The organism is Marinobacter sp. C2H3, assembly GCF_037080155.1.
In the GTDB taxonomy this organism is placed as follows: Bacteria; Pseudomonadota; Gammaproteobacteria; order Pseudomonadales; family Oleiphilaceae; genus Marinobacter.
This window is the reverse complement of sequence record NZ_JBBBNZ010000001.1, coordinates 80,028-93,955: the sequence shown is the minus strand read 5'-3', so window position 1 is coordinate 93,955 and position 13,928 is coordinate 80,028. Positions and strand designations below refer to the sequence as shown.

Sequence of the window (13,928 nt, the reverse complement as noted above, 5' to 3'; positions counted from 1 at the left end):
GGCCCATTTCAGAGAGTCTTCAACACCTCCGGCAGATCCGCCAGCGAATGAATCACCGCCGACGGGCGGATGCCCCAGTCTTCCAACACCTTGTTTTTATCTCGCTGCACCCAGATGGCCTTCAGGCCGGCGGCGCGGGCGCCGATGACGTCCCAGGCGTTGCTGGAGACCAGGCACAGGGGGTCGTCCCAGGCGCCGGTGGCCCGGCGGGCGTAGGCGTAGACGGCCGGGTCGGGTTTGAAGCTTTTGACGTCGTCCACGGACACCAGGCCGTCCAGGTGGGCCAGCAGGCGGTTGTGGCCGAGGACCTTTTCCAGGGCGGAGTAGGTGCCGTTGGAGAACGCGAACAGGGGGTACTGGCCGTCGAGGGCGGCCAGGGCGTCGGCGGCGTCATCGAAGGCCGGCAACGTGAGGTAGGCGGTCATCAGGGCGTCTTCCCGCTCCGGCGAGAGCGGCAGCCCGCGGCTGGCCATGGCGTAGCGCAGGGCCTGCCGGGTGCAGATACCGAAATCTTCATAGGCTTTCATCAGCCCCTTGCGAAACGAGAACTCCAGCTGCTTTTCCCGCCACAGGGCCGCCAGGGCACTGGCGTCGCTGCCCGCCTCCGGGACCAGAAGGTCGGCCATGCCCATGGGGTCCACCAGCGTGCCGTACACATCAAAGGCCACGTAGAGCGTCATGTCAGTCCCCCTCTCGCTGTTGCGATGCATCCACGAATGAAGATTTCAGCGTAACCTAGCGAGTGTGAATTGCAATTCGCCGGGTTGCTGATGAGAGTGCTGATGAGAGTGCCGATGAAAGTACGGGTGGGAATGCTGTTGAAAGGGCCGGTAAGGCTACCAACGAGGGTGTCGATAAACGCTCGTATCCGGCCTTGGGGGCGTTGGCTAGCGCCGGCTGTGATCGCCAGTCTGCTAAGTGCCTGTGCCGCCCTCCCGGCTCCGGGGGAACCGCCCCTGGACGAGAACCAGTACCGGCCCGGGCCCATGGTGCTTGATCCCCTGCCGGCGGACCCTTTCGGCAACTATCAGGCCCGGGTAAAACGGGTGCTGGAAGCCAACCTGGTGGCGGTGCCGGGATTTCCGCGGGTGCAGCAGATTCAGTGGAACCTGCCGTTCCGGCTGCCGGCCCGGAACTGTTCGCTAAAGCCGGCGGCGCCAAGCACCGGGATCCTTCTGGTGCACGGGCTCAGCGATTCGCCGTTTGTGTTCCGGGATCTCGGCGCGTATTTATCGGCCCACTGCGTGGAGGTCCGTACCCTGCTGCTTCAGGGCCACGGCACCCGGCCGGGGGATCTGGTGGGTGCCGACGCCGATGTGTGGCGGGCTCAGGTGGCGAGCCAGTTTCGGGCCCTGGCCCGCTCGGTGGACCGGGCCTTTATCGGCGGGTTTTCCCTTGGCGGCGGACTGGCCACGGAATACGCGCTGTCCGGGCAGGCGCCGGTGCCGGCCGGGCTGGTGTCATTCGCCCCGGCCTGGGAGCTGAATGGGCTGAGCAAGGTGCTCTGGCTGGCGCCGGTGGTGGGGCTGTTTTCGGATTTTGTGGCCCGGGAGCCGGAGCGGAATCCGGTCAAGTACGAGTCGGTACCGTTCAACGCCGGTGCCCAGACCGCCGACGTGCTCAGCGGTGCCCAGGCGGCCATTGAGGGCCAGGAGCGCATTGATCTGCCCCTGTTCCTGGTGGCCAGCGAGGCGGACTCCGTGATCAACCTGGGCTACCTCACCCGTCAGTTCCGGTCCCGGTTCGTGGCCCCGGCGAACCGCATGCTGGTGTTCCGGGATCTCCGCGAGCCCTGGCCGGAAGGCGATGGCGATGCCCGCATCCGCAGTTTCAACAGCTACCTGCCGAAACTGAACATCCGGGAGTTTTCCCACCAGTCCCTGGCCATCGCGCCCAGCAACCCGCTCTATGGCCCGGGCGCACCGCTGCAGCGGTGCCTGGAACCCAACGGGCTTTCCGTCGCGGACTGCCAGGCGCTGCCAGACGGCGCGCTCTGGTACGGCGCCTGGCACGAGGGCGCCCTGGAGGTGCCCACCAGCCGGCTGACGTGGAATCCGTGGTTCCCGGATATGGCGAAGGCGCTGGTCGGGTTCCTCGGGGCCGGTTACACTGCCACTCATGAATCCCATTGATACATGGAATCTGGACGTTCGCGCCCTGACCACCTTTCTGGCCGTGCTCGATGAGGGCAGCGTGTCCCGGGCGGCGGTTCGCCTGGGGGTGACCCAATCGGCGGTCAGCCACACCCTGGAGCGCCTGCGCGGCGCCCTGGGCGATCCGTTGTTCGTGAAATCCGGCCGGGGCATCGCGCCCACTCGTTACGCGGTTCAGGCCGGGCCCCATATCCGCCAGGTGCTGGACGATCTGCGGGCGCTGCAGTCGGGGCCGCCGTTTGATCCGGCCACCGCCGAGTTCACCTTTACCATTGCCGCCAACGACTACCAGCGGGACCTGCTGCTGCCGGGCCTGGCGGACGCCCTGGCCCGTTTGGCACCGGGCATACGGCTGCAGGTGACGCCCTCGGGCATTCCCAGCGCCGATCTGCTGCGCAAGGAGGCCTGCGACCTGATCCTCTCCCCCCACGCGCCGGAGGCGACGGACATCATGCAGCGAGGGCTGCTGGCGGACCGGATGGTGGTCTACCACGACCCGGCGGTGCGGACGGCGCCCGGCACGCTGGCCGAGTACCTGAAGGCGGACCACGTGGCGGTGGTGTTTGCCTCCGGCGAGCGCCCGGCCCTGGAGACCACCTTCGCGGCCCTGGGGCTGACCCGGCGCACGCCCGTGACGGTGTCCAACTTCTCCGGCCTGCCCGCCTTCCTGCGCGGATCACAGCGCCTGGCGACGGCGCCGGAACGCATGGCCGCCAACCTGTTGCGGGACTTCGCGGTGTCCGACCTGCCGGTGGAGATCAAGCCGTTTACCCTGCTCATGTTGTGGCACCGCCGAAACCAGAATGATCCTGCGCATCGCTGGATGCGTCATCAGGTCAATGCGGTCGCGGCGACCATCAACGGCGTCGGCCGCTGATTCATCAATTTTCTTCATATGTCCCATGAGCGCCAGGCTCATGATCCCGACGGGTGCGAGCCCTACACTGCTCCCACAGTCACCCGTTGCGGACCGCCCCCATGTTTGCCCTGACCAGCCTCTGGACCACCATTTTGCTCGCCGCCGCCGTGGCCATGGGGCCGCTCGCCACCGACATGTACCTGCCGGCCCTGCCTGCCATTGGTCAACAGTTGGACGCGGATACCGGCCAGGTCCAGTTGACCCTGAGCCTGTACATGATCGGCTTCGCCCTGGCCCAGCTGGTGTGCGGCCCCCTGTCGGACCGCTTCGGCCGCAAACCGGTGATGATCGGCGGCCTGGCCCTGTTCGCCCTCGCCAGCGTCGGCTGTGCCCTGGCCACGGACATCACCACCCTGCAGGTCTGCCGGTTCCTCCAAGCCCTCGGCGGCTCGGCCGGGCCGGTGCTGGCCCGCGCCGCCATCCGGGACATCTACGCGCCGAGGGACGCCGCTCGCCTGCTCGCGATTCTGGCCAGCATCATGGCCCTGGCGCCGGCGCTGGCACCCACCATCGGCGGGTTGATTACCGTCAGCCTGGGTTGGCCGGTGATCTTTATGGTTCTGGCGGGTTACGCCCTGATGGTGGCGATGGTGGTGGCCCTGAGCATGCCCGAACCGCTGAACCCGGCGTACCGCCAGCCCCTGCGGCCGCGCGTGCTGCTGGCCAACTACCGGCACATCGCCCGGGACCGCACCTTCATCGGCTATACCCTCACCAACGCCGCCATCTTCGGCGGCCTGTTCGCCTTCCTGTCCGGGGCGTCGTTCGTGTTGATCGATTTCCTGAACGTCCCGGCGGACCGCTTCGGGCTGTACTTTGCCTGCATGGTCGCCGGCTATGTGCTCGGCAACCTGCTCTCGGTGCGCCTTGGCCGCCGCCTGCTGCCGGACCAGGTGCTGCTCCGGGGCCTGCTGATCACCGTCGCCGGCGGCGGCCTCATGGCGCTGCTGGCGGGGCAAGAGGTGTATTCGGTGTGGGCGGTGATCCTGCCCCAGGCGCTGTTCATGGTGGGCACTGGCCTGGTGCTGCCGCAGACGATGGCGGGCGCCCTGGCGCCGTTTCCCACCATGGCCGGCTCCGCCTCGGCCCTGTTCGGGTTCGTGCAGATGGCGGTGGCCGCCGCCATTGGCGCCCTCGTGGGGCACCTGGATTCCGGCACATCGCTGACCATGGCCACCACCATCGCCCTGTGCGCCCTGGCGGGCCTGGGGCTGTACCTGGGCCTGAATCACCGGCTGCCGGCGCTGGTTACGGCCACGCCGGCACAACGGGGGCGGTGACAAGCGCGCACATCCAAACTAGTCTGTCAGCAGTAAATGAACAGACCGATACCCCAAGGAGCGCACCATGAGCAAAGTGACACTGGACGGCAACCCCCTCGAACTGAGCGGCAAGTTTCCGCAGAAAGGCGACAACGCCCCCCCGTTTACCCTCACCAACAGCGGCCTGCAGGAAGTGAAGCTGGAGCAGTGGGCGGGCAAGCGCAAGATCCTGAACATCATCCCGAGCATCGACACCGGCGTGTGCGCGGCCTCTACGCGCAAGTTTAATGAGAAAGCCGGCAGCCTGGACAACACCGTGGTGCTGGTGGTCTCCGCCGACCTGCCGTTCGCCGCGTCCCGCTTCTGCGGCGCCGAAGGCCTGAAGAACGTCGAGACCCTCTCCACTTTCCGCAACTACAGCTTCCAGCAGGACTACGGCGTTGCCATCCAGGACGGCCCCCTCGCCGGCCTGTGCGCCCGTGCCGTGGTGGTGCTGGACGAAAGCAACAAGGTCCTGCACAGCCAGTTGGTGGACGAAATCAAGAACGAGCCGGATTACGACGCCGCCCTGAGCGTGCTCTGAGCTAATGGAGCAGGCCCGCGCCGCCGGGCTGGGCCTGCCGCCTGAAACACGCTGTAAATACATCCCTGTAAGCTCGGCTCCGCCATCCTTGGCTCCGCACGGTTTCAAGCGGCAGGCCCAGCCCGACGGCCGACTCCCCAGTCGTCGACGTTACCCGCATATTCAGGGGCGATCTTGCCGGCCGGGGCGCCCAGGACTGTGCATTGCCAGGGATGGCAATGCCAAGCCCCCAGGGACGGGTTCACGGCGTGTCCTGGGCGCCCCGGCCGGCAAGATCGCGAACGCCCACGCTGAATTTGGTAAGCTAAGCGACTTGCGCGTCATGATTAGTTCAGACGCCGAACCCTGAACCCAAGGCCCCCAACACCCCGTGCAATCGAACTCCCAGAACCCAAGCCTGGGCCGCCAGCTGTACGCCATGACCTGGCCGATGCTGTTTGGCGTGCTCTCGCTGATGACCTTCCAGCTCGTGGACAGCGCCTTCGTCGGCCAACTGGGCCGCGATCCGCTGGCGGCCCTGGGCTTCACCCTGCCCATGCAGCAACTGATCATCGGCCTGCAGGTGGGCCTCGGGATTGCCACCACCGCCATCATCTCCCGCACCCTCGGCGCCGGCGACGAGACCCGCGCCCACCGACAGGGCGGCCTGGTGGTCGTGGTCGGTGGCACCCTGGTCCTGCTGCTGTGCATCGGGCTCTGGCTGTCCCGGGCACCGATCATGGCCGCGCTGGGCGCCGACCCAAGCCTGCTGCCCCTGATCCACCGGTACTGGCTGCCCTGGCTGCTGTCCGCCTGGACCGGCGCCATGCTCTACTTCGGCTACAGCGTCTGCCGCTCCCACGGCGACACCCGCCTGCCCGGCTACCTGATGATGATCACCAGCGGCTTCAACATCGGGTTCGACTACCTCTACATCTTTGTTTTCGACTGGGGCCTGCCGGGCGCTGCCTGGGCCACCGTGACCGCCTTTGGCACCGGATGCGCGGTGGTGTACCCCACCGTTCTGAAACGGGGCTGGGCCCGCTTTGACCTGCGCCAGCTGGCCCTCGGCCAGGCCCTGGCCCAGTTGAACCGCATCATGGCCCCGGCCATGGTCAGCCAGTTGATGCCGCCGGTGTCCGCCATGCTCGCCACCGCCCTGGTGGCCGGATCGGGCTCCGCCGCCGTGGCCGCCTGGGGCCTGGGCACCCGGTTGGAGTTCTTCTCGATTGTGGTGGTGTTGGCCCTGACCATGTCCATGCCGCCGATGATCGGCCGCATGCTCGGGCGTAACGATCTGGCCCGCATCCGCGAGCTGGTGGCGTTGGCGGTGCGCTTTGTGCTGGTGTTCCAGCTGGTGGTGGGCCTGGTCTGGCTGCTGGCCTCCGGCGTGGTCTCCACGCTGTTTACCAGTGACCAGAGCGTTCAGTCCGTGCTGGAAGGCTATCTGGTGCGGGTGCCCCTGAGCTACAGCGGCCTCGGCATCTGCATGCTGATGGTGTCCGTGTGCAACGCCCTGGGCCTGGCCATGCGGGCGCTGCTGGTGTCCACCCTGCGCCTGTTCCTGTGTTTTCTGCCCGCCCTCTGGATCGGCAGCCAGCTCAATGGTATCTATGGTCTGATGACCGGTGCCCTGCTGGGCAACCTGTTTGCTGGCGCCATGGCCTACCGTTTCTACCGCGCGGGCATGGCCCGGCTGGACGCCAGAGCGGCCACAACTACCCCCTGACCAGACCACAGGACCCCCTATGGACATTCGCCCCGCCGCCACCCTCGTTCTGACCCGGGACACGGAAAACGGGCTCGAGGTCCTGCTGCTCCAGCGCACGTGGGACGCGGTGTTCCTGCCCGGGTATTTCGTGTTCCCCGGCGGCGCGGTGGACGATCAGGAGCTCCTGGGTCGCCGGCACGCCACCGGCCCGGCGGACAGCGACATCAGCCAGACCATGAGCCTGGACGAAGGCGGCGCGGACTACATGCTCAGCGCCATCCGCGAATGTTTTGAGGAAGCGGGCATCCTGCTGGCCACCGACGCCAGCGGCGCTCTGATTGACGGAGCGCACCCCGCTCACCGGGAACGCGAGGCGGTGTTCAAAGGCGAAACGTCCCTGGCCGAGCTGTGCCAGCGCCACGGGCTGCAACTGCCCCTGGACCGGCTCGCGTACCTGAGCCACTGGGTGACGCCACCGGGGCCGCCCCGGCGGTTTGATACCCGATTCTTCGTGGCGGTCGCACCCGAGGGCCAGCCCGCCAGCCACGACGGCGTGGAAACCATCGCCCACGCCTGGCTGTCCCCGGCCCGGGCGCTGGAGGATCACCGCCAGGGCCACCGACTGCTGGGCCTGCCGACCCTGCGTACCCTGCGGGTGTTGAGCGAGTTCGACACTACCGCCGCGCTGATGCGCTACGCCCACGCCAACCCGCCGGAGCCCCGGCCGTCCCAGCCCTGGCCCGCCCTGAAAAAGGGCCAGCCGGTCACCCTGGAACCGGGCGCGCCCGCTTACGACGAAGCCGTACGGCTCGACCCGGAGGGCGAAGGCCAGACCCGGGCGGAGATTCTTCCGGGCGAGCCGGTGACCCTCGGCGCCGGCGTGCGTCGGCTGACCGCCCCCAATCCGGGCCTGATGACCGGGCCGGGCACCAACACGTATCTGCTGGGGTTCGAGCGGTTTACCGTGATCGACCCTGGCCCCGACCACCCCGGCCACATTGAACGCCTGCTCGAACTGACCGGCGGGGTGATCGACCAGGTGGTGGTCACCCACACGCACATGGACCACTCACCGGCGGCGCAGACCCTCAAAGCCCGCACCGGATGTCGGGTATTTGGCTGGCCGGCACCCGAGGCGCCCGGCCACGACCGGGCGTTCCGGGCCGACGACGAACCGTCCCACGGCGATCTGATTGTGACCGAGGCGGGCGTCCTGCGCACCCTGCACACGCCGGGCCACGCCTCCAACCATTTGTGCTTTCTGCTGCTGGAGCAGGGCATCCTGTTTTCCGGCGATCACATCATGCAGGGTTCCACCGTGGTGATTAACCCGCCGGATGGCGACATGAAGGCCTACCTGGAATCCCTGTACGATCTGCTGGCCGAGCCCATCCGGGTGATCGCTCCGGCCCACGGTTTTTTGATGGCCCAGCCGGAAGCGGTGATCGATTACCTGATCACCCACCGCCTGTCCCGGGAGCACAAAGTCGTCCGCAGCCTCGGGCAGCACGGGCCAGCGGCACTGGCCACCCTGGTCCGCCATGCCTACGACGACGTTCCCGATGCCCTGCACGGCGTGGCTCAGCGGTCCCTGCTGGCGCACCTGCTGAAGCTGGCACAGGAAAACCGGGCACGGCAGGATGCCGAAGGCCTCTGGCAGATCGCCCCGACACCGCGCCATTAAAGCTTTTTCACAACCATAGGCAGACCCCGGGCCGACCCTCTATTCTTAAGGTTTGCGAAAACCGAGTGTGTGATCGCCAACCCGAGGATGCTGCCACCCTTTATGCTGCGACAACTGCCCCTGCCACGCTGCGCCCCTATTCTGCTCACCGGCTGCCTCACCCTGCTGGCGCCCCCGGCGTTCGCCCAGGACGAGGCGCCGGCCAAGCCCGACGACGACCTGCAGGCCGTCAGCACCACCGTCGATGACGCCACCGGCCCGAACGATGCCTCGGCCGAAACCGCCAGTGCTGCCGGGAAGACCTCCGCCGACGACGGCACCCCCGATGGCGACAGTGGCCCGAACCTGGCGCCAGCGATGGACCTCAAGGAAGTCGCGCCCATGGCCCCGCCCGCGCCGGCGCCCCTTACGGAAAGCGGTGCGGGCGCAGAGGCCACGGAGGGGGATACCGCCGCAGCCCCGCAGGCCGCGGACGAAAACGCCCCCACAGACGCGGGCACCCAAGAGCCCGCTCCCGGCACAGGCAACGGGGCGCCGCTGGTGGAGTACGTGCCCGCCACCACCTTCGAGTTGCTGGGCAGCGAAGTGCGTCCGGGCATTGCCACCCGGCTGGCGTGGACCCCCGGCATCCAGATTGCCGGCCTGTCCCAGCCCACCCCAGTGCTGGTGGTCAACGGCGAACGCGCCGGCCCCACCCTGTGCCTCACCGGCGCCATCCACGGGGACGAGCTCAACGGCATCGAGATCATCCGGCGGGTCATGTACGACCTGGATCCGGAAAGCCTGACCGGCCGGGTGGTGGGTATTCCCATCGTCAACCTGCCCGGGTTTCAGGAAAGCAGCCGCTACCTGCCGGACCGCCGGGACCTGAACCGCTATTTCCCGGGCTCCCCGGACGGCAGCCTGGCCGAACGCATCGCCTACTCGCTCTTCCACAGCGTGATCAACCACTGCGACATGCTGGTGGACATCCACACCGGGTCGCTCAAGCGCACCAACCTGCCGCAGCTGCGGGCGGACATGAACAACCCGGAAGTGGCCAACTTCACCAAAGGCTTCGACCGCATGGCGGTCGTCCACAGCCCGGGCAGCAAGGGCATGCTGAGGATTGCCGCCACCGAGGCCGGCATCCGGGCGGTCACCCTGGAGGCGGGGGAATCCGAGCGCATTCAGGAACATCAGATCAAAGCCGGGGTGAACAGCATCACCAGCCTGATGGAAAAGCAGGGCATGATTTCCCGCATGTTCAAATGGGGCGATCCGGAGCCGGTGTACTACCAATCGTCCTGGATCCGGGTAGACCACGGCGGCATCCTGTTCAGTGACGTCGATCTCGGCGATCGCATCAGCAAGGGCGAGGTGCTGGGCTACGTGGCAGACCCGATCACCAACGCCCAGTACCCGATCCGCGCCAAGGCGGATGGCCGGGTGATTGGCATGGCGGTGGATCAGGTGGTGATGGCGGGCTTCGCCGCCTACCACGTTGGTACAGAGGCAGAGGTGCCGGGAGAGTAGTATCCTAGTGATTTTCCGCCGTCAGGCGTGATCTTTACAGGAGACTCCGGTTTGGCCGATACATCCACTGGCACCCGTTTGCCCCTGTCCGCCAACGCGCTCGCCTACATCGGGCTGGTGCTCACCCCCCTGTTCTGGGCCGGCAACGCCGTGGTGGCCCGGGGCACGGTGGCTGAGATTCCGCCCCTGTCCATGTCGTTCTGGCGCTGGGTGATTGCCCTGGCCATCCTGCTGCCCTTTGGGCTGCCCGGGGTGCTGCGGCACCGGCGGGTAATCCGCCAGCACCTCGGCTCCATGCTGGCGCTCGCCCTGTTCAGCGTGGCCGCGTTCAATTCCCTGCTGTACTACGCCGCCATCACCACCACGGCCACCAACATTGCGCTGATCAACGCCACCATTCCGATTTTCGTGGCACTGCTGGCCTGGCTGATGCTGGGGGACCGCACCCGGCCGATTCAGGGCCTGGGGATTGTGCTGGCGCTGACCGGTATCCTGATCGTGATTGCCCGGGGCCAGTGGTCGGTGCTGACGGGGCTCGAGGCGCAGCCCGGCGACCTGATCATGGTGGGGGCGGTGTTTTGCTGGGGGCTGTTCTCGGTGCTGCTGCGGCGCCAGGCGGTGCCGCTGCCGCCGCTGACCTTCCTGACCGCACAGATTCTGCTCGGTACGCTGATTATCCTGCCGGTGTACCTGATCGATCTGACCTGGTTCGCCGGCGGCTTTTCCCTGTCCGGCGATACCGCCTGGCCGCTGGTGTACTTTGCCATCTTTCCCGGTATTCTGGCCTACGGTTTCTGGAACCACGGGGTGCACACCATCGGCCCCGGCCGGGCCGCCATCTTCATGTACCTGACGCCGGTGTACGCGTCGGTGCTGGCGGGGGTGTTCCTCGGCGAATCCCTGGGCGTCTTCCACATCGTCGGCGGCGCCCTGATCCTGGCCGGCCTGCTGCTGGCCACCCGGGTCAAGCGGCCCGCGTTTGCCCCCTCGACCTCATCCGGGAGACCTTCATGACCCAGATCGACCGTTCCCGCCGCTGGCTTCTGGCCGCCCTCACCCTGGCCGGGCTTGCCGGGGCGGGCACCGCCGCTGCCGCGCCCTGCGACCCGGCCAGTCACGGCTGGCTGCCCTCCCGCTACTACGGCCAGGGCGCCGTGGTCTATCACAACGGCCAGTGGTACCGGTCCCGGGAGTTCCAGGAAGGCCGCACCCCGGGCGCGGCCTTTGAATGGCAGGCGCTGGACACGGTGCCAAGCTGCGACGAGCCAGTGACCCGGTCACCGGCCAACCAGGCGGCCGACAGCAACGCCCCCGGCGTCGCTGATAAACACCCGCCATCGAACGCCGACACCGGCAAAGGTCACGGTCAGGAAAACGGAAGCAGCGCCCACGGGCGTGACAACCAACCGGCGGCGCGCCCCTGCCCGGAGGCCCCGGAGTGGTCATTTGCCGTCAGCTATACCGTCGGCACCCGGGTGCAGTACAAGGGCCAGACCTGGCGGGCCATCCGCCCGTCCAACGGCAGCATGCCCGGGGTGGGCATGCCGCCGGCCTGGGAGGCCGCGCCCGGCAACTGCGGGCGTTGATCAGCCCCGCAGCGCCTGCAGCGCGTCCCGGATCTGATCCAGCACCGTCATCAGCGTGGCCCGGCTGGTGCCCAGATTCAGGCGCATGAAGCCGTCCCCGGCGGCACCGAACGACGCCCCGGGGTTCAGGCCCACGCCCGCCTGCTGCACAAAGAAGCGCCGCAGGGCCCGGTCCCGCGACGTCTTACCGTCGTCCAGCCACGCCGCCAGTTCCCGACAGTCGAGCCAGAGCAGGTAGGTACCTTCGGGTGCCCGCGTCCGAATGCCCGGCAGGTGTTCCCGCACGTAGCTCACCGCCGCGTCCCGGTTGCCCCGGAGATACACCATCAACTCGTCCAGCCACGGGCCGCCGTGGCGGTAACCGGCCTCGAACCCGACCATGCTGAACGGGTTGCACTGAGGCAGGTGCAGGCGCTCGAATTCCGCCTGCAGGGCCCGGCGCCGGCGGGCGTCCGGTACCACCAGGGCGGACAGCCCCAGCCCGGGCAGGTTGAAGGTCTTGCTCGGCGCCAGCGCCGTGACCAGGGCGTCCTCCTCCGTGGCCAGGCTGGCCAGCAGGGTATGGGGTGCCTCCCCCGGGTACACCAGATCGGCGTGGATGTCGTCGCTGAACACCACCAGCCCGTGCCGGCGGGCAATGGCCAGCACCGCGTCCAACTCGTCCCGGCGCCAGACCCGACCAACCGGGTTGTGGGGCGAACACAGCAACAGCAGACGCGCCTCCGGCCGGGCGGCGCAGGCCTCCAGGTGGTCCAGGTCCATGGCGTAGTCGGGGCCATCGTCGCCGTCGATGCACCGCAGCGGGTTCTCGATCACCCGGCGGCCGGTGACCGTGACCGAGCTGAAAAACGGCGGGTACACCGGCGGCTGCACAATCACCCCCTCCCCCGAGCCGGCAAAGGCCAGGCACGCGGCGTGCAGAGACGGCACCACACCCGGCGCCATCAGGATCGCCTCCCGGTCCAGGCGCAGGCCGTGGCGGCGCTCGAACCAGTCGATCATGGCCTCGTAGAGCGAGTCCGGAAACAGGGTGTAGCCATAGACCGGATGGCGTGCCCTGGCCACCAGGGCTTCGGTCACCGCCTCCGGGGCGGCGAAGTCCATGTCCGCCACCCAGGCCGGCACCACGTCGGCCCGGCCAAACACCGCCTGGCGGGCGTCGAGCTTGACGGCAGCGGTGCCCTCCCGTGACGGGCACTGATCGAATCGGGACATTCACACTCTCCTCTGGTCATGGTCACGGCGCTGGTCGTCGTTTCTGGCGGGCCGCCAGCGCCGGTCAGGTCCTATTCTCCCCTGCCGACACAGGAGATCCAAGGGCCACGGCCACGGCCGATGCGGGCCGGCGTTCGGGCAAAGCGGGGGACGACCCTCCGGCCGATTCGGCTTTGGTCTAAGGCCTCCGGATAGTATTTGCCACGGCCGCAAATACTTGCGAACCTAACCGTTTATGTCTTCACAACCGCACCGTGCCCGAACCCCATGGCGCGAACGATTCTGACGGAGCCCCCGATGATTGGCCAGATTATCTCCACCATGCTGCCGGTGTTCCTGATTGCCGGATGTGGCGCCCTGTACGGCCGCTTCCGCAGCCCGGACATCAAGGGCCTGAACGTGCTCAACATGGAGCTGTTCGTGCCACTGCTGGTGTTTGGCGTGCTGGCCGATCAGAAGGCGCCGCTGCAGGATTACGCCCAGTTGGCCCTGGCCGCTACCGTGGTAGTGCTCGGTTCCGGCGTGGTGCTGTACCCGCTGGCCCGGGTGCTGAAGCTGAACCTCAAAACCTTCCTGCCCCCCATGATGTTCAACAACTCCGGCAACATGGGCATTCCGGTGATCCTGCTGGCGTTCGGCGACCAGGCGCTGCCCGCCGCCATCGTGCTGTTCATCGTGGAAATGCTGCTGCATTTCTCGGTGGGCCTTTACATGCTCGACCCCCACAGCTCCATAATCCAGCGGCTGAAACTGCCCATCGTGTTTGCCAGCATCGCCGGCCTGACGGTGAACCTGGCCGGCGTGCACCTGCCCGGCTGGCTGCTGGAATCCATGCACATGCTCGGGGAGGTGTGCATTCCGCTGATGCTGTTTGCCCTGGGCGTGCGCATGCTGGAGGTGGACTTCAGCGACTGGAAGCTGGGCCTGCTGGGGGCCGTGGCCTGCCCCGCCAGCGGCCTGCTGCTGGCCTGGCCGATGGTGGCCCTGCTGGACCTGCCAGGCCTGCAGATTGCCGCCCTCTGGGTATTTGCCGCCCTGCCCCCGGCGGTGCTCAACTACATGGTGGCTGAACAATACCGCCAGGAGCCCCATACGGTGGCCTCGCTGGTGCTGTTGAGCAACCTTGGCAGCCTCGTGGTCATGCCCATCGTGCTCGGCCTGGTGTTCGCCGCCGGCTACGTCTGAGTTGCCCGGGCGCCTTCATCGCGCCGGTGAGGCCTCCGCCGTCTTCCTCCGCCCAGTTCGCGGCATCCACGCCGACCGCCTTGCAACCGGACTCACTTTCGCCGATGGTTAAAGGCAGATCCGGTTGACGTCACTG

The 13,928-nt window shown here is 67.6% G+C and carries 12 protein-coding genes; 10 read left to right on the top strand and 2 right to left on the bottom strand.

What is annotated here, in order from left to right; genetic code table 11:
* Positions 1–8: 8 nt before the first annotated feature.
* Positions 9–680: a haloacid dehalogenase type II gene (locus V3388_RS00390; protein WP_336365540.1), complete on the bottom strand. Its 672-nt coding sequence runs from the start codon at positions 678–680 to the stop codon at positions 9–11.
* Between the two features lie 306 nt (positions 681–986).
* Between V3388_RS00390 and V3388_RS00385 the strand changes: the two genes are divergently transcribed.
* From V3388_RS00385 to V3388_RS00345, 9 genes are all read left to right on the top strand, one after another.
* Positions 987–2,132 (top strand): alpha/beta hydrolase, encoded by a 1,146-nt coding sequence (locus V3388_RS00385; protein WP_336365539.1) that lies wholly within the window; start codon positions 987–989, stop codon positions 2,130–2,132.
* Positions 2,119–3,030, top strand: a complete 912-nt coding sequence (locus V3388_RS00380) for a LysR family transcriptional regulator (protein WP_336365538.1) — start codon at positions 2,119–2,121, stop codon at positions 3,028–3,030. Before V3388_RS00385 ends, V3388_RS00380 begins: the two co-directional genes overlap by 14 nt.
* 101 nt (positions 3,031–3,131) lie before the next feature.
* On the top strand, positions 3,132–4,352 hold the full coding sequence (locus V3388_RS00375; protein ID WP_336365537.1) for a multidrug effflux MFS transporter: 1,221 nt from the start codon (positions 3,132–3,134) through the stop codon (positions 4,350–4,352).
* Between the two features lie 67 nt (positions 4,353–4,419).
* Positions 4,420–4,917 carry a thiol peroxidase gene (gene tpx / locus V3388_RS00370; RefSeq protein WP_336365536.1) on the top strand — a complete coding sequence of 166 codons (498 nt, stop codon included), beginning with the start codon at positions 4,420–4,422 and terminating at the stop codon, positions 4,915–4,917.
* 370 nt (positions 4,918–5,287) lie between these two features.
* Positions 5,288–6,625 carry an MATE family efflux transporter gene (locus V3388_RS00365; RefSeq protein WP_336365535.1) on the top strand — a complete coding sequence of 446 codons (1,338 nt, stop codon included), beginning with the start codon at positions 5,288–5,290 and terminating at the stop codon, positions 6,623–6,625.
* A gap of 19 nt (positions 6,626–6,644) precedes the next feature.
* Positions 6,645–8,291, top strand: coding sequence for an MBL fold metallo-hydrolase (locus tag V3388_RS00360; RefSeq protein WP_336365534.1), 1,647 nt, complete (start codon positions 6,645–6,647; stop codon positions 8,289–8,291).
* A 102-nt stretch (positions 8,292–8,393) separates the two neighbouring features.
* Complete coding sequence (locus V3388_RS00355; RefSeq protein ID WP_336365533.1) at positions 8,394–9,806, top strand: succinylglutamate desuccinylase/aspartoacylase family protein; 1,413 nt, start codon at positions 8,394–8,396, stop codon at positions 9,804–9,806.
* A gap of 51 nt (positions 9,807–9,857) precedes the next feature.
* Positions 9,858–10,820 (top strand): DMT family transporter, encoded by a 963-nt coding sequence (locus V3388_RS00350; protein ID WP_336365532.1) that lies wholly within the window; start codon positions 9,858–9,860, stop codon positions 10,818–10,820.
* Positions 10,817–11,392, top strand: a complete 576-nt coding sequence (locus tag V3388_RS00345) for a hypothetical protein (protein WP_336365531.1) — start codon at positions 10,817–10,819, stop codon at positions 11,390–11,392. Before V3388_RS00350 ends, V3388_RS00345 begins: the two co-directional genes overlap by 4 nt.
* Here the strand turns inward: V3388_RS00345 and V3388_RS00340 are convergent, their stop codons facing one another.
* A complete protein-coding gene (locus V3388_RS00340; protein WP_336365530.1) occupies positions 11,393–12,607 on the bottom strand; it encodes a MalY/PatB family protein in 1,215 nt (404 codons plus the stop codon).
* A gap of 297 nt (positions 12,608–12,904) precedes the next feature.
* Here V3388_RS00340 and V3388_RS00335 point away from each other — a divergent pair, with 297 nt between their 5' ends.
* Complete coding sequence (locus V3388_RS00335; protein WP_336365529.1) at positions 12,905–13,792, top strand: AEC family transporter; 888 nt, start codon at positions 12,905–12,907, stop codon at positions 13,790–13,792.
* Positions 13,793–13,928: the final 136 nt, after the last annotated feature.

Excerpts from the sequence above, each read along its gene's own strand:
- V3388_RS00390 (WP_336365540.1), bottom strand. The coding sequence starts at position 680 with ATGACGCTCTACGTGGCCTTTGATGTGTACGGCACGCTGGTGGACCCC.
- V3388_RS00385 (WP_336365539.1), top strand. The coding sequence starts at position 987 with ATGGTGCTTGATCCCCTGCCGGCGGACCCTTTCGGCAACTATCAGGCC.
- V3388_RS00380 (WP_336365538.1), top strand. The coding sequence starts at position 2,119 with ATGAATCCCATTGATACATGGAATCTGGACGTTCGCGCCCTGACCACC.
- V3388_RS00375 (WP_336365537.1), top strand. The coding sequence starts at position 3,132 with ATGTTTGCCCTGACCAGCCTCTGGACCACCATTTTGCTCGCCGCCGCC.
- tpx (WP_336365536.1), top strand. The coding sequence starts at position 4,420 with ATGAGCAAAGTGACACTGGACGGCAACCCCCTCGAACTGAGCGGCAAG.
- V3388_RS00360 (WP_336365534.1), top strand. The coding sequence starts at position 6,645 with ATGGACATTCGCCCCGCCGCCACCCTCGTTCTGACCCGGGACACGGAA.
- V3388_RS00355 (WP_336365533.1), top strand. The coding sequence starts at position 8,394 with ATGCTGCGACAACTGCCCCTGCCACGCTGCGCCCCTATTCTGCTCACC.
- V3388_RS00345 (WP_336365531.1), top strand. The coding sequence starts at position 10,817 with ATGACCCAGATCGACCGTTCCCGCCGCTGGCTTCTGGCCGCCCTCACC.
- V3388_RS00340 (WP_336365530.1), bottom strand. The coding sequence starts at position 12,607 with ATGTCCCGATTCGATCAGTGCCCGTCACGGGAGGGCACCGCTGCCGTC.
- V3388_RS00335 (WP_336365529.1), top strand. The coding sequence starts at position 12,905 with ATGATTGGCCAGATTATCTCCACCATGCTGCCGGTGTTCCTGATTGCC.